At 69.2% G+C, this 25849-nt stretch carries 27 protein-coding genes; 12 read left to right on the top strand and 15 right to left on the bottom strand.

All coding sequences use genetic code 11. The features are described from left to right. The first annotated feature begins 110 nt into the window (after window positions 1-110). Complete coding sequence (locus KBY78_RS04165; RefSeq protein WP_255142513.1) at window positions 111-1454, top strand: IctB family putative bicarbonate transporter; 1344 nt, start codon at window positions 111-113, stop codon at window positions 1452-1454. Continuing rightward, window positions 1447-2466 (top strand): N-acetylglucosamine kinase, encoded by a 1020-nt coding sequence (locus tag KBY78_RS04160; protein ID WP_255142512.1) that lies wholly within the window; start codon window positions 1447-1449, stop codon window positions 2464-2466. The genes KBY78_RS04165 and KBY78_RS04160 overlap by 8 nt, the downstream gene beginning before the upstream one ends. On the opposite strand, the gene glmM is transcribed toward KBY78_RS04160, so the two are convergent. Both glmM and KBY78_RS04150 read right to left on the bottom strand, forming a co-directional pair. After that, window positions 2453-3862, bottom strand: coding sequence for a phosphoglucosamine mutase (gene glmM / locus KBY78_RS04155; RefSeq protein ID WP_037981264.1), 1410 nt, complete (start codon window positions 3860-3862; stop codon window positions 2453-2455). The genes KBY78_RS04160 and glmM overlap by 14 nt on opposite strands. Before the next feature lie 96 nt (window positions 3863-3958). Then, window positions 3959-4171 carry a hypothetical protein gene (locus KBY78_RS04150; RefSeq protein ID WP_255142511.1) on the bottom strand — a complete coding sequence of 71 codons (213 nt, stop codon included), beginning with the start codon at window positions 4169-4171 and terminating at the stop codon, window positions 3959-3961. Window positions 4172-4235: 64 nt separating this feature from the next. On the opposite strand from KBY78_RS04150, the gene KBY78_RS16260 reads away from it, so the two are divergent. Then, a complete protein-coding gene (locus KBY78_RS16260) occupies window positions 4236-6245 on the top strand; it encodes a transglycosylase SLT domain-containing protein (protein WP_255142510.1) in 2010 nt (669 codons plus the stop codon). A gap of 7 nt (window positions 6246-6252) precedes the next feature. On the opposite strand, the gene KBY78_RS04140 is transcribed toward KBY78_RS16260, so the two are convergent. Together KBY78_RS04140 and KBY78_RS04135 are read right to left on the bottom strand one after the other, a co-directional pair. Beyond that, window positions 6253-6771: a hypothetical protein gene (locus KBY78_RS04140; protein WP_255142508.1), complete on the bottom strand. Its 519-nt coding sequence runs from the start codon at window positions 6769-6771 to the stop codon at window positions 6253-6255. After that, window positions 6768-7181, bottom strand: a complete 414-nt coding sequence (locus KBY78_RS04135) for an NIL domain-containing protein (protein WP_006172390.1) — start codon at window positions 7179-7181, stop codon at window positions 6768-6770. Before KBY78_RS04135 ends, KBY78_RS04140 begins: the two co-directional genes overlap by 4 nt. 120 nt (window positions 7182-7301) lie before the next feature. On the opposite strand from KBY78_RS04135, the gene KBY78_RS04130 reads away from it, so the two are divergent. From KBY78_RS04130 to KBY78_RS04120, 3 genes are read left to right on the top strand one after another with little or no spacing between them, the layout of a single operon-like run. Beyond that, window positions 7302-7880 carry a thioredoxin domain-containing protein gene (locus KBY78_RS04130; RefSeq protein WP_037981271.1) on the top strand — a complete coding sequence of 193 codons (579 nt, stop codon included), beginning with the start codon at window positions 7302-7304 and terminating at the stop codon, window positions 7878-7880. 33 nt (window positions 7881-7913) lie between these two features. After that, window positions 7914-8636 (top strand): FAD-dependent thymidylate synthase, encoded by a 723-nt coding sequence (gene thyX, locus KBY78_RS04125; RefSeq protein WP_255142507.1) that lies wholly within the window; start codon window positions 7914-7916, stop codon window positions 8634-8636. A 38-nt stretch (window positions 8637-8674) separates the two neighbouring features. Beyond that, window positions 8675-9049 carry a hypothetical protein gene (locus KBY78_RS04120; protein ID WP_255142506.1) on the top strand — a complete coding sequence of 125 codons (375 nt, stop codon included), beginning with the start codon at window positions 8675-8677 and terminating at the stop codon, window positions 9047-9049. A gap of 1 nt (window position 9050) precedes the next feature. On the opposite strand, the gene dcd is transcribed toward KBY78_RS04120, so the two are convergent. Further along, window positions 9051-9644 (bottom strand): dCTP deaminase, encoded by a 594-nt coding sequence (gene dcd / locus KBY78_RS04115; protein ID WP_006172404.1) that lies wholly within the window; start codon window positions 9642-9644, stop codon window positions 9051-9053. Next, window positions 9638-10231, bottom strand: coding sequence for a cob(I)yrinic acid a,c-diamide adenosyltransferase (locus KBY78_RS04110; protein ID WP_255142505.1), 594 nt, complete (start codon window positions 10229-10231; stop codon window positions 9638-9640). Before KBY78_RS04110 ends, dcd begins: the two co-directional genes overlap by 7 nt. 207 nt (window positions 10232-10438) lie before the next feature. Here KBY78_RS04110 and ntcA point away from each other — a divergent pair, with 207 nt between their 5' ends. The 3 genes from ntcA to KBY78_RS04095 are packed head-to-tail and all read left to right on the top strand — an operon-like array spanning window position 10439 to window position 12922. Further along, window positions 10439-11167 (top strand): global nitrogen regulator NtcA, encoded by a 729-nt coding sequence (gene ntcA, locus KBY78_RS04105; RefSeq protein ID WP_037981011.1) that lies wholly within the window; start codon window positions 10439-10441, stop codon window positions 11165-11167. Window positions 11168-11213: 46 nt separating this feature from the next. Continuing rightward, window positions 11214-12461 carry a DUF3084 domain-containing protein gene (locus KBY78_RS04100; RefSeq protein WP_255142504.1) on the top strand — a complete coding sequence of 416 codons (1248 nt, stop codon included), beginning with the start codon at window positions 11214-11216 and terminating at the stop codon, window positions 12459-12461. Continuing rightward, window positions 12458-12922, top strand: a complete 465-nt coding sequence (locus KBY78_RS04095) for a resolvase (protein ID WP_255142503.1) — start codon at window positions 12458-12460, stop codon at window positions 12920-12922. Before KBY78_RS04100 ends, KBY78_RS04095 begins: the two co-directional genes overlap by 4 nt. On the opposite strand, the gene KBY78_RS04090 is transcribed toward KBY78_RS04095, so the two are convergent. Genes KBY78_RS04090 through psbH form a run of 4 tightly spaced genes read right to left on the bottom strand, consistent with a single transcriptional unit; the run spans window position 12919 to window position 14518 of the window. Beyond that, window positions 12919-13176 carry a DUF3146 family protein gene (locus KBY78_RS04090; protein ID WP_006172412.1) on the bottom strand — a complete coding sequence of 86 codons (258 nt, stop codon included), beginning with the start codon at window positions 13174-13176 and terminating at the stop codon, window positions 12919-12921. The two genes, KBY78_RS04095 and KBY78_RS04090, sit on opposite strands and share 4 nt — an antisense overlap. A 36-nt stretch (window positions 13177-13212) precedes the next feature. Further along, window positions 13213-13839: an aminoacyl-tRNA hydrolase gene (gene pth, locus KBY78_RS04085; protein WP_255142500.1), complete on the bottom strand. Its 627-nt coding sequence runs from the start codon at window positions 13837-13839 to the stop codon at window positions 13213-13215. A 50-nt stretch (window positions 13840-13889) separates the two neighbouring features. After that, window positions 13890-14267, bottom strand: a complete 378-nt coding sequence (locus tag KBY78_RS04080) for a TatA/E family twin arginine-targeting protein translocase (RefSeq protein ID WP_255142498.1) — start codon at window positions 14265-14267, stop codon at window positions 13890-13892. 50 nt (window positions 14268-14317) lie between these two features. After that, window positions 14318-14518, bottom strand: a complete 201-nt coding sequence (psbH, locus tag KBY78_RS04075) for a photosystem II reaction center phosphoprotein PsbH (protein ID WP_006172417.1) — start codon at window positions 14516-14518, stop codon at window positions 14318-14320. Window positions 14519-14700: 182 nt separating this feature from the next. Between psbH and psbN the strand changes: the two genes are divergently transcribed. Further along, the gene (gene psbN, locus KBY78_RS04070; protein WP_006172418.1) at window positions 14701-14841 is read left to right on the top strand and encodes a photosystem II reaction center protein PsbN; all 141 of its coding nucleotides are present in this window, start codon (window positions 14701-14703) and stop codon (window positions 14839-14841) included. Here psbN and KBY78_RS04065 read toward each other — a convergent pair. Beyond that, a complete protein-coding gene (locus KBY78_RS04065) occupies window positions 14810-17746 on the bottom strand; it encodes an alpha-mannosidase (RefSeq protein WP_399215278.1) in 2937 nt (978 codons plus the stop codon). The two genes, psbN and KBY78_RS04065, sit on opposite strands and share 32 nt — an antisense overlap. A 170-nt stretch (window positions 17747-17916) precedes the next feature. Here KBY78_RS04065 and KBY78_RS04060 point away from each other — a divergent pair, with 170 nt between their 5' ends. After that, a complete protein-coding gene (locus KBY78_RS04060; RefSeq protein ID WP_006172424.1) occupies window positions 17917-18036 on the top strand; it encodes a photosystem II reaction center protein I in 120 nt (39 codons plus the stop codon). A gap of 280 nt (window positions 18037-18316) precedes the next feature. Then, entirely contained in the window at window positions 18317-21319 is a 3003-nt protein-coding gene (locus KBY78_RS04055) for a DUF3769 domain-containing protein (protein ID WP_255142496.1), read from the top strand. Window positions 21320-21322: 3 nt separating this feature from the next. Here KBY78_RS04055 and KBY78_RS04050 read toward each other — a convergent pair whose 3' ends face one another. The 4 genes from KBY78_RS04050 to KBY78_RS04035 all read right to left on the bottom strand — a co-directional run. Next, window positions 21323-21967, bottom strand: a complete 645-nt coding sequence (locus tag KBY78_RS04050) for a 3-isopropylmalate dehydratase small subunit 2 (RefSeq protein WP_255142495.1) — start codon at window positions 21965-21967, stop codon at window positions 21323-21325. Further along, a complete protein-coding gene (gene leuC, locus KBY78_RS04045; RefSeq protein ID WP_050751577.1) occupies window positions 21964-23439 on the bottom strand; it encodes a 3-isopropylmalate dehydratase large subunit in 1476 nt (491 codons plus the stop codon). Before leuC ends, KBY78_RS04050 begins: the two co-directional genes overlap by 4 nt. A gap of 29 nt (window positions 23440-23468) precedes the next feature. Then, window positions 23469-24761, bottom strand: a complete 1293-nt coding sequence (locus tag KBY78_RS04040; protein WP_255142514.1) for a competence/damage-inducible protein A — start codon at window positions 24759-24761, stop codon at window positions 23469-23471. A gap of 28 nt (window positions 24762-24789) precedes the next feature. Then, window positions 24790-25849 (bottom strand): MraY family glycosyltransferase (locus tag KBY78_RS04035; RefSeq protein WP_255142494.1); only part of this gene is annotated, 1060 nt, incomplete at its 5' end.

Genomic DNA, 25849 nt, shown 5'->3' with positions numbered 1-25849 from the left:
ACGGAGCGGGAGCGGATCGTGCTCGCCCATGGGCTGCCGGTGTACCGGGTGCTCTACCGCCGCAGGGCCGAGGCCGCCCATAATCCGTCGGCCAGCCCCGCCGGCAACTGATGTCCACCCCCACCATCCACGCCGCCGCCTCACCGGAGCACGAGCGGCGGGTGCCCTGGCTGCTGCGCTGGCAGGGCCTGTTCGCAGCGTCGTCGGCCGGCCCCCTGGCCAGGAATCTGTCCCTGCTGGCCGGGCTGGTGCTCTGCGCTCTGATGGCGGGTCTGCCGCTGGTCACCCGGGCCGGGCTGAGCCTGCTGATCCTCTCCAGTGGACTGCTCTGGTTGATCTGGGCCCTGTGCACCCCCGCCGGCCGCATCGGCCCGATCAACGGCTGGCTGCTGGTGATGCTGGCCGTGGCGGTGCTGTCCACCGGCTTCTCGCCCGTACCCACCGCGGCGGCCAAGGGCCTGCTCAAGCTGCTCAGCTACCTGGGCGTCTATGCCCTGATGCGCCAGCTGCTCGCCACAGCTCCACCCTGGTGGGACCGGATCGTGGCGGCCCTGCTGGGCGGGGAACTGATCACCGCGGTGATCGGCATCCGCCAGCTCTACGTCGACAGCTCCGCCCTGGCCCGCTGGTCGGATCCGAACTCGGTGGCGGAAGGCACGGTGCGCATCTACAGCACGCTCGACAACCCCAATCTGCTGGCGGGCTACCTGCTGCCGATCCTGCCCCTGGCGGCAGTGGCCCTGCTGCGCTGGCGGCGCCCCATGGCTCGCCTCTATGCCCTTTCAGCGCTGCTGATCGGTGCGGTGGCCCTGCTGCTCACCTACAGCCGTGGCGGCTGGCTGGGGATGGTGGCGGCCCTGGGCAGCCTGGCCCTGCTGCTAGCTCTGCGGGCCGGCCGCCACTGGTCGCCGCTGCTGCGCCGGTTGTTTCCCCTGTTGCTGCTGCTGGGGGGTGGCCTGGTGCTGGTGCTGGCCGTGAGTCAGATCGAGCCCCTGCGGGTGAGGGTGCTGAGCCTGGTGGCGGGCCGCGAGGACAGCTCCAACAACTTCCGCATCAACGTCTGGATGGCAGCGCTGCAGATGGTCCAGGACAGGCCCTGGCTGGGCATCGGCCCCGGCAACACGATCTTCAACCTGATCTATCCGCTTTACCAGCAACCGAAGTTCAACGCCCTCAGCGCCTACTCGATCCCCCTGGAGCTGGCCGTGGAGGGGGGCATCCCCGGCCTGCTGGCGGGCCTGGGCCTTTTGCAGTGCAGCCTGCGCCAGGGCCTGGCCCAGCTGCGGCGTGAGCACCCCCAGGTCCTGCCGGCGCTGGGGGCCGTTGCGGCAATCCTGGGCCTCTGCGTCCAGGGCCTCACCGACACGATCTTCTTCCGCCCTGAGGTGCAGCTCACGGGCTGGTTCTGCCTTGCCACCCTGGCCAGCCTGCCGACTGCGGCCTCCGATGGCTGAGCCAGTCTTGCTGGCGGGCTTCGATGCCGGCCAGACGCACACCACCTGCCGGCTGGCCCTGCGCCGCAGCGACGGCAGGCTGCGAGTGCTGGCCGAAGGGGACGGGCCCGGCGTCAGCCATCTGGCGGCCGCCGCTGGAGAGGAGCGCTTCGGCCCCGCCCTTTGCATCAGCCTGGAGCGTGCCCGCGCCGCCGCGGCCAGCAGCGGGGAGGCCCATGCCCTGTCCACAGCTCTGCAGGCGGCCGCCGTTGGCGCCAGCGGCATCGAACTGGGCAGCGCGGTGCAGCAGCTCGGCACTGGTCTGGCCGCCGCCGCCCTCGGCCTGCCGCTGCAGCGGGTGCTGGTGAGCGGTGATGAGCGCACCGCCCTGCACGGAGCCTTCGGAGGGGGCCCGGGCATCGTGGTGATCAGCGGCACCGGCTGCATCGCCCTGGGGCGCAACGGCCAGGGGGAGGAGCACCGCTGCGGCGGCTGGGGCTGGCTGCTGGATCGCGGCGGCTCCGCCTGCGACATCGGCCGCGACGCCCTGGCTCTCTCGCTGGAGATGGCCGACGGCCGACGACCCGACAGCGGCTTTCGCGGCCGCCTCTGGGCGGCCCTGGGCGGCGACCCCATCACCCCCCAGCGGATCAAGGCGCTGGTGGTGGAGCCAGGCTTCGGCGCCGCCGGCTTCGCTCGCCTGGCCCCGGAGGTCAATGCCCTGGCGGAAGCGGAGGATCCCCACGCCAACGCGGTGCTCGAGCACTCGGCCAAGGGCCTGGTCGAGCTGGTGGCGGGCGTGGCCCGGACCCTGGGCCTCGAAGACGGCGAGGTCTGCGGCCTGGGCGGGGCCTTGGGCCACCTCGACCGCTTCAGCACGGCGTATCAGCGCAGGCTGAAGCTGGTCTTACCGAAGGCACGGCTGGTCCCCCCCCGCGGAGATGCCTGCCAGGGAGCTCTGCAGCTGGCCGAACAGCTTCTGAACGTGGAGCCGGAGGCGGCGCTCAGCTCCGGTTCGCTCAGGCCCGGTTGAGGTGAGTCGAGGCCAGGGCCGCCAGGTGCGACGACCAATGATCAACCGCCTCCTGCTCGGCCGCCTCCACCATCACCCGCAGCAACGGTTCGGTGCCGCTGGCGCGCACCAGCACCCGCCCGTTGCCGGCCATGGCCGTCTCGGCCTGCTCGACGGCCTGGCGCAGGGGGTCGCAGCGCTGCCACTGCTGGCGGCTGCTCCGGTCGGGAACAATGACGTTGACCAGGGCCTGGGGGTAGGGCTCGAAACTGGCCTCCATCCAGTCGGCCAGCGACCCCGCGCCGTTGTGGATCAGCGTGGCCACCTGCAGGGCGGTGAGCAGCCCATCGCCGCTCATGCCGTGCTGGGCCGAGAGGATGTGGCCCGACTGCTCCCCACCCAGGCCGGCCCCACTCGCTTCCATGGCGGCGTGCACGTGCTGATCGCCCACATCGGTGCGCTGCAGCAAACCGCCCCTGGCCTGCCAGGCCCGCTCGAAGCCCAGGTTCGACATGACGGTGGCCACCAGCAGCCTGCCGGGAAGGGCGTCGGTCTCCAGCAGGGCGCCACCCCAGAGATAGAGCACCTGGTCGCCATCAACCACCCGGCCCTTGCCGTCCACCGCCATCATCCGATCGGCATCGCCATCGAAGGCAAAGCCCATGTGGGCGCCCGATTGCAGCACCGCCTGGCGCAGGGCCTCCAGGTGGGTGCTCCCGCACGACACATTGATCCGCTGTCCGTCGGGTTCCCCATGCAGCACGGTCAGATCCGCCCCCAGGGACCTGAACACCGCGGCCCCGCAGGCGGTGGCTGAGCCCCAGCACAGATCCAGCACGATGCGGCAACCGTCAAGGCGCCGCCCAGCAACGCTGGCGATCAACGCCTCGCGGTAACCCTCGAGCAGATCCTCCCGCTGATGGGCCGGCCCACAGCCGCGGGGCCCGCTCAGACCCGTGGCCTGGATCGTCACGGCCTCCTCCCCACGCAACCCCGCTTCGATCGCCGACTGCAGGGTTCGATCGATCTTGTCGCCGGCCGGCCCGAACACCTTGATGCCGTTGTCGCCGGGGGGGTTGTGGCTGGCGGAGACCATCAGGCCACCGGCAGCACCGACCCGGCGGATCGTGCCGGGCACGGCGGGAGTGGGGCAAAGCCCCAGGTTCCACACCTCCCGCCCGGCGGCGGTCAGCCCGGCGGTGAGAGCGGCGGCCAGCATCGGGCCGCTGTTGCGGGAGTCCATGCCGATCAGCACGGGGCGCTCCGGCGGCAGCACCCGACCGCACCAATAGCCCATCTGCAGGGCCAGCAGCGGTGTGATCAGGCTGCCCACCTGCCCCCGGATGCCATCGGTGCCGAAACCGGTGCAACCCTCCCCGAGGGGGGCACCGATGGGGGAAGAAGCCAGCTCCAGCATCAGGGGGAAAAGGAAGGGAATCAGGCTAAGCCGATCGGCAGCCAAGACCAAGGCTCCCCTCGCCAAAGCTCCCTTGCTTCAGCCGCTGCGCCAACTTCAGCGCCAGCGTCTCGGCCACCAGGCCCAGCGCAGCAGCTCGACAACCGCCCACAGCAGCAGGCAGCCCACCACCCATCCCGGCAACCAGAGCAGGGGCACCAGCGGCCGGAGAAGATAGATCGCCATCGCCACCCCGAGCACCAGCAGAGCCCGACGGCGCCCTGCCGCGCCGGGGAGGGTGGTCGACCAGCGAGGCCAGGGGATGGGCACAGGCCTGAGCGGGAGAGGCGAACCCCAGAATGCCAAAGCCCCAGCGGCTTGCCCCGCCCTGTCCGTGCCGAACCCGTCCCCTGCGAGCCGCCGCGGGCCGCTGACCCTGGCCCTCACCGTGGCGGGCAGCGCCGCACTCCTGCTGCTGGGGCGCCTGCTGCTGCTGCAACGGCCCCTGCCCACCCCCGACAGCTCAGCCCTCAGCCTGGAGCGAATCCGCCGCTGGGATCCCGATCCAGAGCGGCGCCGCGAGGCCAGCCTGCTGCTGCTGCCCGCCGCCAGTACCGACGACCCCTCCCGCCAGAGCCAGCTGCTGCAGGGTCAGGGCTGGGGACCAGGCCCGCTGGCCCCTGTGGCGCTGAAGCGCGCGGCCCTGGCCCGTGAAGCCCAGGGCCTCTCGGCCACATCCGAGTGGAAGGAGCTGCTGCAACGCTTCCCGCAGGCGCCCCCCAGCGCCGATGCGCTGTATTCCCTCGGCCGTGAGAACCTCTCCCAGCGCATGGAGCTTCTGCGCCGGTTCCCGGCCCACCCCGCCGCCCTGGCCGCCGCCCTGGAGCTGGGGCCCCAGCCCGTCCAGCGCCAGCAGGGGGCCCTGCATCTCGCCCGCTGGGGTCCGCGCTGGCCTGGCGCGGGCGTGCGCCTGCGCCAGATCTGTGCCCGGCCGGCCGTGCCACTGAGCACTGCCCAGCGAGGCACGCTGGCGGTGGGGCTGGCCAGGCTCGGGGATGGCAGCAGGGCCCTGAGCTGCCTGGGATCTGGGCGGGCCGAGCCCAGCCAGGAGCTGGAGATCGGCCGCGCTCTGCTGCGGGGAGGCCCCGCCGAGACCAAAGCCGGAGTGGCGCGCCTGCTGGCCCTGAGCCAGGGCGACAGCCAACGGCCCGAGGCCCTCGAGGCCGTGCGTGTGCTGGCCCAGACCCCCGCCCCCACAGTCACCCCAGCCCAGTTGCGCCAGCTGCCGGAGCCCCTGCGCCTGAGCGCGCCGGTGCAGGCACGCCTGGTGCGGGATGGCGGTGGCGACTGGCAGCCGCTGCTGCAGCGCTGGCCCGGGGATCCCGCCAGCTGGGACCTGCAGTGGGACCTGGCCCGCTCCGCGCTGCTCAAGGGAAAGGCGGGTGAGGCTCTGGCGCTGGTGCAGGCCCTGGCGCCCGACAGCCTGCCTCCGGTCCGGGCGGTACGCCAACTGTTCGGGCTGGGCATGGCCCAGCAGCAGCTGGGGCAGCAGCCTGCCGCCCGCCGCAGCTGGCAGGCGGTGCTCCAGCGCTGGCCCTGGAGCTACTACGCCTGGCGCAGCCGGGTCCAGCTGGGCGAACGGCCCGAGCTGCGGCTGACCGCCAGCGGCCCCATTGCTCTGCCGGCCGAGCCCTGGCGCCCCCTGGAGAGCGGTCAGCCTCCCCTCGACCAGCTCTGGCGACTGGGACTCAACCTGGAGGCCTGGGAGCACTGGCGGCAGGAGCGCCCGTCGGCCACCCCCAGCTCCCCCCAGGAGCTGACCCTGGAGGGGCGGCTGCGGCAGGGGGTCGGCGACGACTGGACCGGCCTCGGCCAGCTTGATGAGGCGAGCCTGCGCTGGGCCGGAGGCAACTGCCCAACCACCCTGCCCCTGCAGCGGGCCTTGCTGCCGGTGCGCCAAAGTGAGGCCTTCAGTGTCGCCGCGGCCCGCCATGGGCTGGATCCCACCCTGCTGCTGGCTGTGGCCAGGCAGGAATCACGCTTCACCCCCGGAGTGGGATCGGTGGCGGGGGCCATCGGCCTCCTGCAACTGATGCCAGAGACGGCGGCGGAGCTGGCGGGGGGAACAGTCAGCGGCGATCAGCTGCGTGAGCCCGCCTTCAATGCCGAGCTGGGGGCGAGGTACCTCAGCCAGCTGCTCAGCCTCTGGAAGGGCGATCCCTTCCTGGCGATCGCCAGCTACAACGCTGGTCCGGGCGCGGTGGCCGGCTGGCGCGACGCCAGGCTTGAGAGCGACCCCGAGCTCTGGGTTGAGGCGATTCCCTATCCGGAAACCCGGCTCTACGTGAAGAAGGTGCTCGGTAATCTCTGGGGATACCAGGACAAGCCCAGGCAAGCCTGCTGAAGGGATTTCAGGTCCCTGTCGCGGCTCCCATCAGCCCCCCCAGCTGCAACTCCCGGCCGATCCAGACGCCGAGCATCACATAGCCCGAGAGCGAGAAGGCCGTGAACAGGGGTGACGGCACCACCCGGATCCGGGTGAGATCGAGACGGGCGAGCAACACAGCTGTGGCCAGAATCACCACATCGGCGAGGGCACTGAGGTGCAGCAGGTAGAGGCCACCGACAGTGACCAGCAGCAGGCTGACGATCAGGGTGATCACCCGGCTGGCGGCCATCAGCACCGAGAGCTGACGCAGGAGCAGATCGGGGACCGAGGCCACCACCACCACCAACATCGCCTGCAGACATTCCACCGTCCAGTACAGACCGTGGACCGGATCCTGTTCGGTATTCACCAGGCCCTGGGCTGGAGCGTTCACGACCCAGTGGACACCCAGATAGATGCTCACCAGCAGGAGCAGCAGCAGGAACGGCGCCCGCAGGGGCAGCAGGGCCAGGCGCAGGATGCCGCCGATCACGCTGCTCATCGGGCCTCCAGCACCAGATCGATGGCGTCCACGGGACAGCTGGGGATGCACTGCTCACAGACCAGGCAGTGCTGGGCCCTGAACTCCAGCCGCCAGGCCGGCGGGCGGCTGCGGAGGGCACCACTGGGGCAGACGCTGGCGCAGATACCGCAATCGACGCAGCGGCTGCGGTCGATGCGGATCTCACCGGGAGCGCGATCGAGACCCAGGCCCAGATCCTCCAGCCACTGCTCGGCGGCATCGAGCTCGTCGATGTCGCCCGAGAGCTCCACCACCATGGTGCCGCTCTGGTTGGGCGCGATCTGAGCCCGCAGGATCTTGGCGGCGATGTCGAAATCCACGGCGAGCCGGTAGGTGATCGGGTGATGCACCGTTTCGCGCGGGAAGTGAATGGTGAGGCGACGCTTCACCGCAGCCAGGAGAGGAAGCCAATGCTATCGAGCCTTTTCAAACTGGCGTCCTGGCCCCGGATCCCGGCAGTCCCGCCAGAACTGCCAGAGTGCCTCGGTTCAGGCTCCCTGCGCGCCACGATGATCCTGCCCGACCCCGCAGCTGAAGCCAGCCCCCCCCTGGGGCGGCGCGAGCGGATGGTGCTGGCCGCCATCGCCGCCGCCCTGGCGCTGCTGCTCTTCGGGTTGCGCGGGGGCCTGCAGCCCCAGGCGCCGCTGGAGCAGCTGGCCCGGCGTTCGCCGGAGTTGCCGCTGGCCCTCGCCAGCGGTCGGCCCACGATCGTGGAGTTCTATGCCGACTGGTGTGAAGCCTGCCGCTCGATGGCCCCGGCGATGGCGGCCCTCGAAAGCGAGCACCGCGGCGAGCTCAACGTGGTTCTGCTGAATGTGGACAATCCGCGTTGGAGCCCGGAAATCGATCGCTACGCAGTGAACGGCATCCCCCAGCTGGAGCTCTTCGACCGCGGCGGCCACGCGATCGGGCGCTCCCTTGGGGCCCGCAGCCGCCCCGAACTGGCCTCGATCATGACCGCTCTGATCGAGGAGACCCCCCTGCCCCTGCTGGCTGGCGTCGGCAGCCTCTCCCCCCTGACCGGCGGCGAGGCGCAGGGCACGGGCCAGACCACACCAGCCCAGGCCGGCCCCCGCAGCCACAGCTGATCCACCGCCACCTTTCACCTGCCCTGCTGCCCCATGGACCGTTTCCGGGTCGAGCTGATCGCCGCCACCCCCAACCCCCAGCAGTGCGTCTATGCAGCGATGCATCAGGACTACAGCGAGGGGTTCGTCGCAGCTGACCGCGCCGAATGGCCCGATGAACGCACGGCGGGTGAAATCTGCGTGAAGCGCCTGCTCTCCGGTGAGCGCGGTCACTACGGCCCTCTGGAGCATGCCCAGATCGTGCTCAACGTGGGCTGGTTTCCCCACTCCGTGATGCAGCAGGCCCGCACCCACCGGGTGGGCGTGAGTTTCGATGTGCAATCCATGCGCTACACCGGCGATCGCATCTGCAAGGCCGCCGATCGGAGCCTTGATCTCGAGGAGGTGTTCTATCTGCGCCCGATCGGCGATTACAGCGACCGCCAGGGCAAGAAGTACCGCTACGACGGGGTCCAGCGCGCTCTGGATCTGGAGCTTTGCCGCAAGGCTGCCGAGCGCTATCGCGATCTGCTGGCCGCCGGCTTCGCCGAGGAACATGCTCGCGGCATCCTCCCCTTCGATTACCGCCAGCACTTCGTGGTGAGCTTCAGTCTGCGGGCTTTCCTGCATTTTCTCGACTTGCGCGCCAAGCTGGATGCGCAGCTGGAGATCCGCCAGCTCTGTGATCTGATGTGGCCCCATCTGGAGTCGTGGGCTCCAGAGATCGCCGCCTGGTACAGCCGCGCCCGCCTGCACAAAGCGCGCCTGGCCCCCTGACCCAACCTGTGCCTGGAAGCCCCTCAGCAAGCCATGCCATGCCGCCGCTTCACCTGCTGCTGCTTCTGTGGCTAATCGCACCTGCGGCCCGCGGCCAGACGCTGATCGACGCGGCGGGGGCGGCGGCGATCCAGGGAACCCTGCAGGGCGCCTCCGCTCCGGGCTACACCAACCTGCTGCGATCGGTTGAGGGAAGAATCCAGGGCCTTGGCGCCGGCAGCAGCGGCGATTCCTTCGCAGGCCCGTCGACTGACGGGACCTCCTCAGCGGAGGCTCCGGGTTCAGTGGTGAGAAGCGGCCCAGGCGAACCGGGCGCCGAAACCCTCTTCGTGGTGAATGGCCGGGTGATTCGCCTCTGCCCGAGCGGGCTGCCCTGCATCGGCCAGGTGCGCCGGGCGATGGGGCTGCCCTGAGTCAGACCTTGGCCAGGGTCACGCGCTCCGGCTGATGCTGATACTTGCCAGCACGATCCTGGTAGGTGGTGTCGCAGGGATCCCCTTCGAAGAACAGCAACTGGGTGATGCCCTCATTGGCGTAGATCCGGCAGTCGGCACCGGAAGAATTGCTGAATTCGAGGGTGAGATGACCCTCCCAGCCGGCCTCCGCCGGGGTGGTGTTCACAATGATGCCCAGCCGGGCATAGGTGCTCTTGCCCAGGCAGATCACGGTGATCGTGGGGGGTACCTTCAGTTTCTCCAGGGCCACGCCGAGACCATAGGAATGGGCCGGCAGGATGAAGAACTCACCATCGTCGTCGTGATGGAGAGGGGCAGGCTCCAGGTTGTCGGGATTGAACCGCTTCGGGTTCATCACCGTGCCAGGCACGTGGCGGAAGATCAGGAATTCCCGCGGCGAGAGGCGCAGGTCGTAGCCGTAGGAGGAGCAGCCGAAGCTCAGCACCGGCCGGGAGGCGGTCTGAGGCTCCAGATGCCGCACCAGGGTGGGCTGAAAGGGCTGAATCATCCCTTCCGCTGCCAGAGCGTTGATCCAGCGGTCGTTCTTCAGCATGGGGCACCTCCCCGCCGCAGCTGGGTGACCTGATCGGCCATGGCCAGCAGCTCCAGGGGGATGGACGGACCCGTGAGGATCACATCCAGGTGGGCCGGCCGTTGCTCCAGGGTGCTGATCACCTCCTCAGCGGCGAGAAAACCCAGCTCGATCGCCAGCCCCAGTTCGTCGAGCACCATCAGCTCCACGGCGGCCCCCAGCAACTGGTCGCGACTGAAGGCCCACACCTCCTGCACAGCGGCATGCACGGGTTCGGTCTCCAGGGCGGCAGGCTGGGTGAGACAGGAGGGCACGGCGGGGCGCAACCACTGCAACCGGCCACAGAGCCTGAGGCTGTGCTCGGGCCCCTGGTCGACCCCACCCTTGAGAAACTGGCTGATCAGCACCCGGCTGCCCAGCCCCGCGCTGCGCAGGGCCTGGCTGAACACCCCGCCGAAACTGCCGCGGAACGAGGCGGTGTGGACCTGCAGCAGACCTTCAGGCCTAGCGAGCACCGGCCGGGCGCGGGGCGGCACCGGCCGGGAAGACCCAACGGCGCGAACGGGATGACGCGACTCGGCGGAGGCGTTGCGCAGGCTGGCCGTCATCAACACCCCATGGGAAGCGCGAACCCGAATGTAGCGGGGTCCGGGCCGCCAGCAAGGCTCAGCCACCATCCCTAGCGCGAACATCCGTACTGCACCTGTGGGCGAGGTCCAGCCGGGCCTGTGTGGATGCAATTCATTAGTGTCGGTGACTACAGGGCTCGCCATGGGCGATCCTTAGCGTCAATCTCACACCTGCTCCGCCGAAACATGGTTGGCGCGATGCGCGGATTCAGTCGCACCGGCGGCCCATCGACACCGGCTCCCATTGGCCTGGCCGCTGCCGCCAACGGAGCGAGCACGCTCCTTGATGTGATGCGCGGCCTGAGTGGCTGCGTGATCGAAACCGTCGAGCGGGGTAAGACAATATTTTTCCCCGGTGATCCGGCTGAGCGGGTCTATCTGCTCCGCCGTGGAGCCGTGCGGCTCTCGCGGGTGTACGAATCGGGTGAGGAGATCACCGTGGCCCTGCTGCGGGAGAACAGCCTGTTCGGGGTGCTCTCGTTGCTCACAGGTCAGCGATCCGACCGCTTCTATCACGCGGTGGCCTTCACCCGGGTCGAGCTGGTGGCGGCCCCAGCGGGCTCGGTGCGGCGAGCCATCGAGCAGGACTCCAGCGTGGGGCTGCTGCTCCTTCAGGGCCTCTCCTCGCGGATCCTGCAGACCGAAACGATGATCGAAACACTCACCCACCGGGACATGTCGTCAAGGTTGGTGAGTTTTCTGCTGGTGCTCTGCCGTGATTTCGGCGTTCCCGGCAGCGAAGGCATCACGATCGACCTGCGGCTCTCCCACCAGGCGATCGCCGAGGCAATCGGCTCCACCCGGGTGACGATCACTCGCCTGCTGGGCGATCTGCGCCAGGCAGGACTGGTGCAGATCGATCGCAAGAAGATCACGGTCTTCGATCCGGTCGCTCTGGCCAAGCGCTTCAGCTGAATCCGGTTGCGGCCGCGGCTGATACTGGACCTTCACGCACGGCGCTGTGTCCGGCTGGCTGCTGATTCTGGCCCTCCTGGCCCTCGGGGGGGTGTTGGCCACCCTGGGGGATCGGCTGGGCAGCCGGGTGGGCAAGGCCAGGCTCAGTCTGTTCAACCTGCGGCCGCGCAAGACGGCCGTGCTGATCACGGTGCTCACGGGCAGCCTGATCAGCGCCGTCTCCCTTGGGCTGATGCTGGCAGTGAGCGAACGCTTGCGCGTTGGACTGTTCGAACTCGACGCCCTTCAGGCAAGGCTGCTCGAGAGCCGCACCACCTTGCGCCGCAGTGAGCAGAACCTGCGCCTCAGCCGCCAGGAGCAGGCCCGGGTGGAAGCAGCCCTGCAGCGGGCACGCCGCGACCGGGAGCAGACCCGGCGGCAGCTCACCGCCGCCGAGATCCAGGCGCGTCAGTTACGCGGCGAACTCAAGCCCCTGCAGGCTCAGCGAATGCAACTGCTGGCCCAGCGAGACCGCCTCAACAGGGACATCCGCGCCAGGGACCAGGAGATCAGCAAAACCGAAACGGAACTGGCCCTGGTGCGAGGACTGATCACGGCCGGCGAAACCGAACTCAAGGGACTGGAGGAGAAACTGATCGCTCTGCGCCGCGGCGATGTGGTGATCAGCAGCGGACAACCCCTCGCCAGCGCCAAGGTGAGCCCCCGCAACGCAACCGAAGCCAACGCAGCGGTCGTGGCGCTGCTGCGTCAGGCCAATCTCAATGCCTTCCAGCGGGTGCTGCCCGCAGAAACCCCCAACCGCCAGATCCTGCTGGTGCCCCGCCAGGACATCGCCACCCTTGAATCCCGCATCTCCCGGGGTGGGCCCTGGGTGGTGAGCATCCGCTCGGCCGCCAACGTGCTCCGCGGCGAGGACCAGGTGTTGGGCTTCCCCGACCTCAGACCTAACCGCCAGGTGCTGCGGCGGGGTGATCTGATGGCCTCCACGGTGCTGGAGGGCAATGAACGCTCCAGCGAGCAGGTGGGCAACCCCCTCAACCTGCTGCTGGCGGCCTCCTTTACCAAGGCCCACCGGCAGGGCTCAATCGCCGACGGTGTTCAATTCGATGATGCCACCTTCAACAGGCTGGGGCGGGAACTGAGCGAGCGCCCCCCTGGGCAGACCGTGGCCCTCGAGGCCGTGGCGGTCCGCGACGCCGAAACCCCTGACCCGCTGGTGATCGATCTGCGCCTGAGCGAGGCCCCAAGCGAGACACGGCTGGAGCGGCAGGGTCCTGGACGGGGGCAGCCATGACGCGCCCAGCCACACCGGATCTGCCGAGCCAGGGTGCCCTGGCCGGGCTCGACCCGGGGCGCAGCAAATGCGGCCTGGTGCGCACCGACCGAGGCCGGCAGCAGCTGCTCGAAGCCCTGGTGATCCCTCCTGAGCAGGCCTGGGGCCGCCTGGAAGGCTGGCTGCTGCAAGGGGAGGTGCAGGCGGTGATCCTCGGCAATGGCACTGGCAGCGCCAGCTGGCTGCGACGGTTGGAGCCACTGGCCCCCGTGCTGCTGGTGGAGGAGCACGGGTCAACCCTGGCCGCGAGGGCGCGCTTCTTTGAGCTCAACCCCACCCGCGGCTGGCGCCGGCTGTTGCCCCAGGGCCTGCGACAGCCACCCCGCGACTGGGATGACGTGGTGGCCCAGCTGCTGCTGGAGCGGCTGCTGGGTCATCCCCTGGCAGCGGCGCCGCCGGGGGGCACGCTGAAACGGCCCTAGAACTTGGCCCGCACAGTGAAAGCATAGTCGCCGCCGGGCTCGAGCTGATAATCAACCTGGAGCAGAAAGCGCAGCAGGGCATCCTGGATCAGAGCGCGACCCAGGGAGGGCTCCACCGTCAGCTCGCCCCGGCCGAACGCCCAGCGGAAGGTCCAGTGGAAGCCGCCGGCGGCCACCTCGCCCTCCAGCAGCTGATGACTGAAGCTCTGATGCAGCACCCGCAACTGGGCGGTGGTGGCGGGCAGGCGGCTCAAGGGATCAGGGCACGGGGCGTCGGGGCGAATCCAGCGTCAGACAGGGGAGGGCTGAAAGCTGTTCAGGCGGGGACCGGCCCGCTCATACCCCCAGCGTCGGATGAAGCTGACACCTTCAGGCACTTCGGTCAGCACCTGCTGCAGCAATGGCAGCTCGTCAGCCTCGAAGCGGCCCAGCACATGGGAAATCGTACGGGCTTTGCGCAGAGCAGGGTCCAGCGTCGGCGCGCCGATGCCGATGCGCAAGCGGGCGAAATCCTGGCTGCCCAGATGGCTGATCGTGCTGCGCAAGCCGTTATGGCCCCCGGCGCTGCCGGAGCGGCGCAGCCGCAGGCGCCCCAGGGGCAGGTCCATGTCGTCCACCAGCACCAGCATCTGATCGGGACGGAGCCCGAACCAGTCGAGCGTGGCCCTGATCGAGCGGCCACTCTCGTTCATGTAGGTGCTGGGCTTGAGCAGCCGCAAGCGATCGGAGCCTTGGCCGAGATCAGCGATGACTCCCTGCAGCTTGCCGTTAGCCCGGAAGGAGGCACCGTCCCGCTGGGCGAGCTGATCAAGGGCCATGAAGCCCACGTTGTGGCGGGTCTGGGCGTACTTCTCGCCGGGATTGCCGAGACCGACCAGCAACTGCAGGTCGGCAGAGGGTGCAGCGGTGGAGCTCATCGCGGGTGCCCGCCGAGGGACAGGCAGGCAACGGAATGGGCCAACAACGCTCAGCTGGACGGGGAGGCGTTGGGCGTGGGGGTGGCCTGCGACTCAGTGGAAGGAGCCACGGACTCAACCCCGGGTTGGACTTCAGCAGCACTGGGGTCAGTGCTGCCGGCTTCAGTGCCGCTTGCCTGAGCCGGCGGAGAAGCCGCGGCCAGGGGCTCAGCGGCCATGGCTTCCGAACCCAGGCTGGTGGCGGACACGGTTTCGGTGTCGACAGCCTTGCGGAACTCCTGCTCAAACTCTCTGGAGGCCGATTGAAAGCCCTTGAGGGTGCGGCCAAGGGTACGGCCCAGCTCAGGCAAGCGCTTGGGCCCGAAGACCAACAGGCCAATGGCGGCGATCACCGCCATCTCCGGAAGACCGATCCCGAAGAAGTTCATGAAGGAGGGGTCTCAGTTGAAGGGAAGCGGCGAGGGGGAGATCCCGACGATCAGCCCATGCCGTTCCAGTTGACGGTGATGCCGTCAAGAAGCAAGGAACGGTTGTACAGCTGGAGGATCACCAGCAGGAAAACCAGGAACAACGCCATGAAGACGCCCATGACCGGGGTCGTTCCCCAGCCGGGCACGACCTTGCCGTACTCGGAGTTGAGGGGGCGCAGCAGGTTTCCCAGGCGGGTGCGTTGGGCCATGGCTGTGGTGTCCTCTCTGGCACATGGGATGGGGCCGTTACTGTAAGGGCCAGGCGGCAGCAGGCGCAGCCCTCGTCGAGAGTTGTGACGGACCGGTGGCCCTTCGGGACTCAGCCGCCCCCGCCGCTGCCACGCCGCCGCACGCCGGGAAGAGCCCGGCCTGTCCTCCACCAGAACCACCCTTGAGCGAAACCTCTCCAGCCATCTCCGTGGCGATCACCGTTCTGGTGGCGCTCCTCGCCCTCACCGGTTTCGGCGTCTACACCGCCTTCGGGCCACCCTCCAAACAGCTCACGGATCCCTTCGACGACCACGACGACTGATCCGCCAGCTGGCCAGCTGCCAGGGTCCAACGCGCGTGCGGTCTACGGCGTGGGTCCCGGCACTCGCCACTCCGGCAGCCGCAGCAAGCGGACCCCCCAGACCATCGATCCGCTCCAGCACCTCCCACTCGCCTCCAAGCTCCAGCCGCTGACGGCAGGGGGAGAGGTTCTGCACCGTCAGCCGGGCCGGGCTGCCTCTGCCGTTGCATTCGCCCTGGCCTTCGCCGACGAGGCTGATCAGGCGCAGGTCGGGATGACCCAGCTGCAGTACCGATCCCGGCACCGAGGCCGACGAACCCTTGGCCGGCCGCAGCCAGCACGGCTCGCGGAAGCGCACAGCCGCTGGGGCCACTCCGGCCTGGCGCCAGCCCTGGGCGCAGGGCATCAGGGCCAGGCGCAGGCGCTGGGCTCCGTTGTCGGCTCCGGGATCGGGCCAGGTGGGCCCGCGCAGCAGCGAGACCCCGAGAGCTGCAGTGCTGCCTGAAACCCCTTGGGGCCCATCGAGCAGCACCGCCAGGCCTCCGGTTGAGGACTGGCTCGCCAGCCAGCTGATCGCAGGCACCTCCCAACGGCTGGCTTCCCGCGGATTGGCGGCCGCCGCGATCCGCTCAATCACTCCCGCACTGGTGTCGGCAGCCCAGCGCACGGCCGGATGCTGCAGCGGCAGCTCCAGCCGCAGCAGTTCATGGCGCTGGCGCCAGTCGACCCGCAGGTTGAGCTCCAGCCAGGGGCAGCCGGCCCGCAGCTGCAGATCGAGGCGCAGGGCACTGGCGCCGCAGCGGCCACGCCAGACCAGACGGGTGCAGAGCGGACCGACCTCTGCCAGCACCGGGCCCGGCTGCCAGTGGAGGGGCAGGGGGTGCTGGCGGTAATCAGCGGCCAGATCCCAGGCATCCCAGAACTCACCGCGATCGATCCAGCGCCGCCACTGCAGTGGCTCGGCCAGCTGCGGGCTGTGGTCGCCCCCCCAGAGCTGCTCGAGCCCGAGGGGGCCGAGCTGGGCCCAGAGCAGGCCATTGCCCAGCCGCCAGCGCTCGCCGGCGGCGAGGGTCTCCAGCCGCACGGGATTCACGATCGAGGAGTCGTGGCTGGCCAACGGCGGCACAGCACCAGGACGCTGGCGCTGACGCCACAGCTGCAGGGCCGCCACGCCGCCCGGGGAGGGCAGCTGCACCCAGTGGCCGCCGGATGGAGCTGGCTGCGACGGCAAGGGCTCCTCCCCCAGGCTCCAGTGGCCGGCCGGCAGGCGCAGGGTGAGGGGGGCCGCCGGCAGGGGCTGCAGCTGGGCCCACCACCACGGTTCCACCTCGGCGCCCGTCCCCTGGGCAGGGGGGCCACCGGGCTCCAGCCAGGCCCGCAGCGCCCGATCACGGCGGCGGGACGCCCGGCGGCGCGCCGCCCGCCACTGGGGTTCGGCCTGCTCGAACACCTCCGGGATGGAGGTGCCCGGCAGGATGTCGTGGAATTGCTGAAACAGCAGATCCCGCCAGCCCGAAGGCTCCAGGCAATGGCCCGGATCCCCGAGCAGAACGCTGGCGAGATCGGCCTCGCGCAGCAGCCGCTCCAGGGTGCGGTTGTGGCACTTCTGGTCGGGACGGCTCGTGGCACAGCCCCGGTGCAGCTCCAGGTAGAGCTCATCGCGCCAGACGGGCAGCTGAGCGCTCAGGGGCTCCAGCCGCCGCAGATAGTCGCGCAGGCTGCCATGCCGCTGGGGAGCCGTGGCATCGTTGACACGCCAGAGATCCAGCTGCTCCAGCATTTCGCGGGTGGGGCCACCGCCGTGGTCCCCCACCCCCGGCAACCAGAGGGCCTCAGCATCACCCGTGGCCGCCAGCCACTCCAACCGGTAGCGCTCCATCGCCAGCGGGTCGCCATCGGTGCCGATCGGGGCGCTCATCAGGGCCAGCACCTCGGCACCACAGCGGCTGCGCCAGCGAAACAGCCGGTGGGGGAAGGGTGTGGTGGCGTTCCAGGCCAGCTTGTGGGTGCAGAACCAGCGCACCCCGGTGGCCGCGGCCACCGCCGGCAGGCCTGCGGCAAAGCCGAAGCTGTCGGGTAGCCAGGCCAGTTGATGCTCCCACTCGGGGAAGGTCCGGCGGCTGTAGGTCTGCCCCTCCTGAAATTGCCTCAGGAGTGAGGCTGTATCAAGCAGCACGCAGTCGGTCTCCACCCAGGGGCCATTGATCGGCTCCCAACGGCCAGCCCGCATGGCGGCGCGGATTCGCCCGAACAACTCGGGCCGGTGACGCTCCAGCCAGGCGTAAAGCGCCGGTGTCGAATGGCCGAAGTGGAGCTCGCTGTGATGCTCGATCAGATCGAGGGCCGAGCGGAAGGTGCGCTCAGCGGCCTGCCAGGTGTCGGCCACGGGCCATAGCCAGGCCAGGTCGAGGTGGGCGTGGCCGAGCAGATGGAAACCGCCGGGCTCCCCCGGCGGGCTCTGCCGCAACTGCCCCAGCTCCAGCCGTGTGGCAGCCAGCAGACCATCCGGGTCAGCGGGATCCAGGGGTTCCGCCTCGATCCGGCTGAGCATCAGGGCGCCGTCGTCGTGGAGTGGGCTGCGCAGCTCCAGCTCCAGGCGCAAAGGCTTCCCCTCCCACCAGCGCTGCGGCAGGGCCCAGCGGCAGGAGCTGTCGAACAGGTCGCCGCGGTGAACCGTGCGGCCGTCGACCCTGAGTTCGGCGGCGTCGGCCCACCAGCGCAACACCAAGCGGGCCAGGGCCGGAGCCCGGCCGCGCCAGCTGGGGGGACAACTCAGCTCCAGCACCAGACGCCGGGTCTGCCCGCCCCGCGGCCAGGCCATCAGACCACGGGCGTGCCAGTCGGGGCGATGGAGCCTGGCCCAGGGGTCGGCCAGGGCTCCCTGCCAGGAGCCATCAGTGCCACGCCGCTGCCAGGCGGAGAGCAAGTCCAGTCTCGAACGTGATCGAAACGTTTCAATCTCAGGGGGAAGCTGGGGATCCAGGCCCTGCGTCATCGATCCCGGCCATCAGTGACCCATAGGATGATGCCGCTGCCGCAGGGTCGTTCAGGCCCCACCTGGCGCCTGTCACTCCCTGTCACCCGCCGGACGGAACCATGCTCGCCCTCAAGATCTCCGTTTATTCGGTCGTTTTCTTCTTCATCGGCATCTTCGTCTTCGGCTTCCTGGCCAGCGATCCCAGCCGCACACCCAGCCGCAAGGACCTCGAAGACTGAAAGCCATTCGCTGAGGGTGGGGTCACTGCATCAACCCACCTGAGCCGCACACCCGCGCCAACCTGGGCATGGCAGGATCGGCCGCGGTCCTGGAGATGTGGTGCCCTCAGCAACGCTTATCCGGTGGACCATCGGACTTGTGGGCGCGGCAACCCTGGCAACACCGGCGGTGAGCCGGGCCCAGAGCCTGAGCTCAGATTCCCCACCAGCACTCCTGAGCGGAGCTGAGGTCAGCGGCGCCGACCCGCTCCTCCCTGAAGCCCAGCCAAGCCATCCCGCCGTGGGATCCGGCCCGGCCAGCGCCGAAGCCCCTGTCAGCGACCCCAGCGCCGCCGAGCCCCAGCCCGCGCCGATCGCGATTCCGGCTGAACCGACAGGTGCTGAGCCGCCTGTGCCCGCAGAAGCCAGCGGCACGGCCGCCTCAGAACCTCCGGTCAAGACCCCTCCCAAGGAACTGGAGATCAGCGCTGATCAACAGGGATTTGATCTGGTGATCAACCGCTACGTGGCCAGCGGCAATGCCAAGGCCGTGCTGGCCGGCGGCCGACTGATGGCGGACCGCCTCGAGTACGACACCACCACCCGAACCCTTTACGCCACGGGCAGCGTGCGCTTCTGGCGTGGCCAGCAGTACCTGCAGGGCAGCATGCTCCGCTACGGCCTGATCGAAGGCGAAGGGGAGATGGAGGACGTCTACGGCGTTCTCGACCTGAAGACCAGCCTGGAGGATCTCGACGTCGAGCAGACCCCCTCCGTACCGCTCCCCGAGCCCCAGCCGATCGCCTGCCCGACGGTGCTGCCCGAGATTCCCGACTGGCACCCCCACCCCTGGAGCGCCACCCTCTGGGGCGGGCAGATGTTCCACTCCGATTTCGGCCAGACCTTCTTCGGCCAGGGTGTTTTCCGGCCGGAGCGGGTGCTGGGTGCTGGCCTGCAGAAGCGACTGATCAAGGCCGGCCCCTTCGCTCTTGAGCTCGATTTCAATGCTCTCGGGCACTGGGCATCAGCCCAGAGGGGCGGGCGCTACCTCGGACCCTTCACGTCCGCCGAGGTGGCCAACCTCTCCACCTCTGCCCAGACCTTCGGCGAGTTCACCGGCGGAATCGGGCTGCGGGCCTGGCTGCAACCGTGGCTGAGTCTGGGGTTCGTGCAAGGCGTGAGCCTCAACACCAACCTCAGCAACTACGAGAGCACCTACCGGGAGAAGTCGGCCCGTTTCCTCAACTATCTGGGCTTTGAAATCGAGGGATCCTTCTCGCCCCAGTGGTCGATGGTGGGGAGGATTCACCACCGCTCCGGCGCTTTCGGCACCTACAACGGCGTCAGGGAGGGCAGCAACGCTTACCTGCTGGGCCTGCGCTACCGCTTCGGCGGAGATCCGCCGCCCACGGACGATCCTCAGTCCGTCCTGCGCCCGGCCAAGGGCTGCCCCAACCGAGGCGCCGAGCCGCCGGATCGCCCCCGCTCCCTGCCCGAGGCCCTCGAGCAGGTGGCCATGGGCGGTGAGGGACCGGTGCCGGCCCAAGACCCGTCGACCCCGGACAGCGGCGCTGCTGTTGCGTCGAGCACCCCCGCCGGGCGACCAGCGTCGTTCCGGGCCATGCGCGAACAGGAGCGCAAACGCGCCGCCGCCGCTGCCGCCATCGAGCAGCGCATCTCCGGGGTGCAGAAACGGGAAGGTCTGGTGATCGAGCGCCGTCGTCAGACCGGTGGTAACGATGAAGTGGCCGCCGATCAGGACAGCGACTTCGGACCGTCCCGGCCACCCCAGGTGCGGCGGCTGCGCTCGGAGAAGAACCGCCAGGCGGTGCAGGGCACCCTCACCCATCTGCGCTATCAGGCCGCAAGAATCGTGCTCACCCCCAACGGCTGGCGCAGCGACCGCGCCAGTTTCAGCAACGACCCCTTCACCCCGTCCCAGTCGTGGATGGATGCGGATCAGGTGGTGGTCAACCAGGACGCCAACGGCGATCTGCTGATCACCTCCAAGCGCAACCGGCTGATCCTGGAAGACCGTCTCGCGATTCCGGTGACCTCACGCACGCGCATCCGCAAGCAGCAGGAGGTGGAGAACCGCTGGGTGCTGGGGGTGGATCGGGAGGACCGCGACGGCTTCTACGTGGGCCGGCGCCTGCGGCCAATCCGGATTGGCGAGAAGGGAACCCTGGAACTGGAGCCCCAGTTCATGCTCGAGCGCGCCTACCAGGGCACCACCGACAGCTATCCGATCCCGGGAGGCGAAGCCACCGGCCCCTCGGTCAGCCAGGACAACACCCTGGGCGATCTGTTCGGCCTCGAAGCCCGGCTGAAGACACCGCTGCTGGGATTCGACACCAGCTTGAACCTCGACATCTCCACCTTCAATCCCGAGAACATCGCCAACGGCACCCGCAGCTGGGGCCAGATGGATCGCAACATCAACCTCCCCCTGGTGGGCTCCACCACGGCCCGTCTCTTCGGGGCCTACCGCTACCGGATCTGGAATGGATCCCTCGGCGAGCAGGACATCTATTCGGCCTACGGCGCCTCCCTGGAGAAGGAAGCGACCCTGCCCAACTGGGGCAAGCTCAGCAACCGCTACTTCTGGCGGGTGGGCCTGGGCAACTACCAGAGCAACGAATTCCTGAGCAGCGGCGAGGAATCGAGGAATCTTGCCCAGCTCTGGCGAGCCAATGCGGTGGGATCACTCAACAGCTCCCTGGAGCTGTGGCGGGGCCGTGCCCTCCCCTCCACCCCGGATGGGGCTCTGCGCTACTCCCCTGAGCCGATCGTGCCCGGGCTGACCCTGAACACGAATCTTTCGGGGAACGTGGCCTATTTCGGCGACGGGACGTACCAGAACACCCTCTCGATCTCCGGTGGTCCCACCCTCACCCTCGGGCACTTCAACAAGCGCTTCTTCGATTTCACTCAGCTCACCGTCACAGGCGGCATCACCCTGCGCAACGGCCTCAGCCCCTTCGGTTTTGACGCGGCGGTGGACCTGGGCACGGTGGGCATCGGTCTCACCCAGCAGATCGCCGGTCCGCTGCTGTTCAACGGTGGGATTGGCCTCAACGTAGATCCCTCCTCGACGAACTACGGCGAGGTCACCGGCTCCTACGTGGAGTTGCGCTGGCAGCGCCGTGCCTACGCCTTCAGCGTCTTCTACAGCCCCTATGAGGGTATCGGCGGGGGACGGGTCCGCCTCAACGACTTCGGCTTCAAGGGGACGGGGGTGCCGTTCGTTCCCTACCGGCCTGAGCTCAATGGTGCCGGAGAAGCACGCCGGAACCCGTTCTGAGCCTCAGGCCAGGGCGAAGCTGTCCAGATAGGGCAAGCGTGCCGCCGTCCGGCGCAGCTCCTCGTCGTGGGAAAGCAACTGGCCCGTGGCATTCCATTGGCCGCTGAGCAACATCTGCCGGGGGCCGGCCGCCAGCTCCAGGCTCCAGCGCTGCGCCGACTCGGGTGCGCCGGCAGGGGCATGGCCGCGGATCTCTGCTGTGACCAGATCCAGCTGGAAGCCGGCGGCGGGCTCAGCAAGGGCCTGCTGCTGCAGCGCCAGAATCGTGGTGTGATCGCCGCTGAGGCAGGGGATTCCCAGAGCCAGGCAGTTGCCGAAGAAAATCTCGGCAAAACTCTCGCCCACCACCGCGCGGATGCCCCAGCGCATCAGGGCCTGGGGGGCATGCTCCCTGCTGGAGCCGCAGCCGAAGTTGCGGTTCACCACCAGGATCGTGGCCCCCTGATGCTCGGGGCGATCGAAGGGGTGGGAGCCCTCCAGCTCGAGGCGGTCATCAGCGAAGGCCCCCTCGGCAAGCCCCTCGAAGGTGACGCACTTGAGGAATCGGGCCGGGGTGATCCGGTCGGTGTCGATGTCGTCGCCGCTGACGACAACGATGCGGCCTTCAAGACCGGGGATCGGGCCGGAGAGGAAGGGGGAGGTTCTCACGACAGCACTGCAGGGGACACGGCCACGGGCCTGGGATCGGCCGGAGCGGAGGCGAGCGCGGAGGGGCTCTGCAGCAGCTCGCGTACATCGCTCACCTGGCCGGTCACGGCCGCCGCGGCCACCATCGCCGGGCTCATCAGCAGGGTGCGGCCGGAAGCTGAACCCTGCCGGCCCTTGAAATTGCGGTTGCTGGAGCTGGCACTGATCTGGCGGCCCTCAAGCCGATCCGGGTTCATCGCCAGGCACATCGAGCAGCCGGGTTCACGCCATTCGAAGCCCGCCTCCTGGAACAGCCGGTCGAGGCCCTCCGCCCTGGCCAATGCAGCCACCTGCTCAGAGCCGGGCACCACGAAGGCCTTGATCCCTGGAGCCACCTGGCGGCCCCGGGCCACCGCCGCCGCCGAGCGCAGGTCACTGAGGCGGCCATTGGTGCAGCTGCCGATGAAACAGACATCCACCGGCAGCCCCCGAATCGCTGCGCCCGGAGCCAGATCCATGTAGCGGTAGGCCTCTTCGGCGATCGGGCGCTCCTCTGCGGGCATCTGCTCGGGGGTGGGCACCGTTTCATCCACCCCGATCCCCTGACCCGGCGTGATCCCCCAGGTGACCGTGGGGGCGATCGTGGCGGCATCGAAGCGCACTTCGTCGTCGAACACCGCGTCAGGCCCGCTGGCGAGGGTGCTCCACCAGGTCACCGCCCGCTCCCAGGCCGCCCCCTCGGGCGCGAAGGGCCGACCTTTGATGTAGGCGAAGGTGGTGGCATCGGGGTTGACGTAGCCGCAGCGGGCGCCCCCCTCGATCGCCATGTTGCACAGGGTCATGCGCTCCTCCATCGAGAGGGCCTCGATACAGGATCCCGCGAATTCATAGGCATAACCCACACCGCCCTTCACACCCAGACTGCGGATCACGTGGAGAATCAGGTCCTTGGCGAACACGCCCGGCTGCAGACTGCCCTCCACCAGGATCCGCCGCACCTTGAGCTTGTTCATCGCCAGGCTCTGGCTGGCGAGCACATCGCGCACCTGGCTGGTGCCGATGCCGAAGGCGATCGCCCCGAAGGCACCGTGGGTGGAGGTGTGCGAATCACCGCAGGCGACCGTCATGCCCGGCTGGCTGAGGCCCAGCTCCGGTGCGATCACATGGACGATGCCCTGGCGGCCGCTGCCAAGGCCATGCAGAGTGATGCCGTGCTGGGCGCAGTTGCGCTCCAGGGTGGAGAGCATCTCCTCAGCGAGAGAATCAGCGAAGGGACGAGCCTGCGAGGTGGTGGGCACGATGTGATCCACTGTGGCCACGGTGCGCTCGGGATGGCGCACACCCAGACCCAGCTCCTTCAAGGCAGCAAAGGCCTGGGGGCTGGTCACCTCATGGATCAGGTGCAGACCGATGAACAGCTGGGTGGACCCTCCAGGCAGTTCCGCCACGCGATGCCTGTCCCAGACCTTGTCGTACAGCGTGCCGGCGCTCACCGTTCCCTCCAAGCCCAAGACAGGCCAGCCTAAGGCGGAGTGGCCTGGCCTTCGGTCTGCGTCTCGGCCAGCAGAAGCAGGCGCAGGCGGTTGAGGGCCTCGCCGGCGCTCACCGTCTGGATCCAGTCGCGGCTGCGGCCACCGCCGAAACGAACCCCCTCACTGGTGCTGCCGCTGGGCCCTGCCAGGGCGATGTGCACCAGCCCCACCGGCTTCCCTGGGCTGCCCCCACCAGGGCCAGCGACGCCAGTGAGCGCCAGGGCCCAGGTGCTGCCGGTGAGCCGACGAGCCCCTTCGGCCATGGCGATCGCCACCGGATCGCTCACGGCCCCGTGGGCCTCGAGCATGGCGGCGGGCACCCCCAGCAGCCCTTGCTTGACGGCGTTGGCATAGGCGATCACACCGCCGAGGAACACATCGGAAGCCCCGGGCACAGCCGTCAGGGCTGCCCCCAGCCCACCGCCGGTGCACGATTCCGCAACCGCCAGCGTCTCCCCCCGTCGCCGCAACAGCTCCAGGCAAAGGGAGGCCTGGCTGTCGTTCTCGATCCCGTAGAACCAGGTCCCCAACCGCTGGCGCAGCTCGGCCTCCACCGGGGCAAGGAGCTCCTCGGCCTGCGGGAGCGTGGGGGCCTGGGCCGTGATCCGCAACTTCACTTCGCCGGTGCCGGCATAGGGCGCCACGGTGGGATTGGACAGCTCCAGCAGGTCGGCCACCTGCTCCGCCAGGCGCGATTCCCCAGCCCCCCAGAAGCGCAGGATCCGGCTGGCGAAAACCCCCTCGACCAGGCCCTGCCCCCGCAGCCAGGGCGCCGCGGTGGCGGCCCACATCGCCCGCAGTTCGGAAGGCACTCCGGGGAAGGTGAGCAGGGTGAAACCGGGCCTGGGAGTCCAGATCATGCCGGGGGCCGTGCCCAGCGGGTTGGGCAACACGCACGCTCCGGCCGGCAGCAGGGCCTGCTTGCGGTTGCTGGGCGAGGGGGCGCGGCCCAGGGCCGCGAACTTGGCCTGGATATCGCGCCACACCTCAGGCCGCTCCTCGAGCGGAGTGGCGAAGGCGTCGGCCAGGGCCTCGGTGGTGAGGTCATCGGGGGTGGGGCCGAGACCACCGGTGCAGATCAGCACCCGGCAGCGCCTGGAGGCCTCCCGCACCATGGCGATCAGACGCTCCCGGTTGTCCCCCACCACCGACTGGCGGTAATGGCGAAGGCCCAGACCCGCCAGCTGCTCCGCCAGCCAACGGGCATTGCCGTTGAGAATGTTGCCCAGCAGCAGCTCCGTGCCGATGCAGAGAATTTCGGTGCCGCCGCTTTCGCTGCCCATGAGTTCAGAGCCGCGGCTGGGCAAGCTCTCAGGGCTTCGGGTCACGGCCGGCATCACAGTGGACTGAGTTGGAGGAGGCCGCCGCTGCTGAAGCGGCGGCCGAAGGGCCTGCTGAAGCAGCTGTGGCGCTGGGGGAGGAATCGGCCGGCAACAGGCGCTGGCGACGGGAGCCCAGCACCGCCCCGATCAGTACGGCGGTGGCGAGCGCCAGCCAGAGGAAGCGCAGCTCCACATTGGCCGCCACCAGGGCCAGGGCAGCCAGCCACTGGGTGAAGGCGTAGATGATCAGCACCGTGCGGCGATGGCTGAAGCCGGCCCGCAGCAGCCGGTGGTGGAGATGGCGACGGTCGGGATAGAAAGGGGAGTGGCCCTCGCTGAGCCGGCCCATGATCACCGCCGACATGTCGGCCAGGGGCAGGGAGAGAATCAGCAGTGGGAAGAGCAGGCTGACGGTGGTAAGCCCCTTGGCCGGGCCGACGATGCTGATCGCCGCCAGGGCAAAACCCAGAAAATAGGAGCCGCCATCGCCCATGAAGATGCGGGCGGGGTTGAAGTTGTGGCGCAGGAAGCCGAGGCAGGCGCCGGCCAGGGCGGCTGCAAGCAGACCGGCTGCGCTCTGCTGCAGGCTGAAGCTCACCGAGAGCAGCCCCACCGCTGCGATGCCGCCAACGCCGGCGGCAAGGCCGTCGAGGCCATCGATCCAGTTGATGGCGTTGGTGATACCCACCAGCCAGATCACCGTGGCCAGCAGGCTGAGGCTTTCGGGCAGCGAGAAGGCCAGGGACGGCAGACCGAAGAAGCCGAGGGGCAGATCGATCGCTCCGATGCGCACCCCCTCGCTCCAGACCACCACCGCCACGGCGATCTGGCCGGCCAGGCGCGGAAGGGGCGGGAGGGCGAAGAGGTCATCGGCCAGACCGATCACGAAGTAACAGAGCGCTCCGGCCAGGGTGGTCCAGATCAACTGATCCCGGTCCGGGGCCAGGTTGCCGAAGCCACCCAGGGCCCAGGTGAAGGCCAGGGCCAGGGAAAAGCCCGCCACCATGCCGATCCGCTCCAGCCGCACCATCGGGATATCGTGCTGCTTG

This window comes from Synechococcus sp. EJ6-Ellesmere, assembly GCF_024345875.1.
Lineage (GTDB): Bacteria > Cyanobacteriota > Cyanobacteriia > PCC-6307 > Cyanobiaceae > Regnicoccus_A > Regnicoccus_A antarcticus.
The sequence above is the reverse complement of the archived record's forward strand: the minus strand, read 5'-3'. Positions and strand labels throughout refer to the sequence as shown.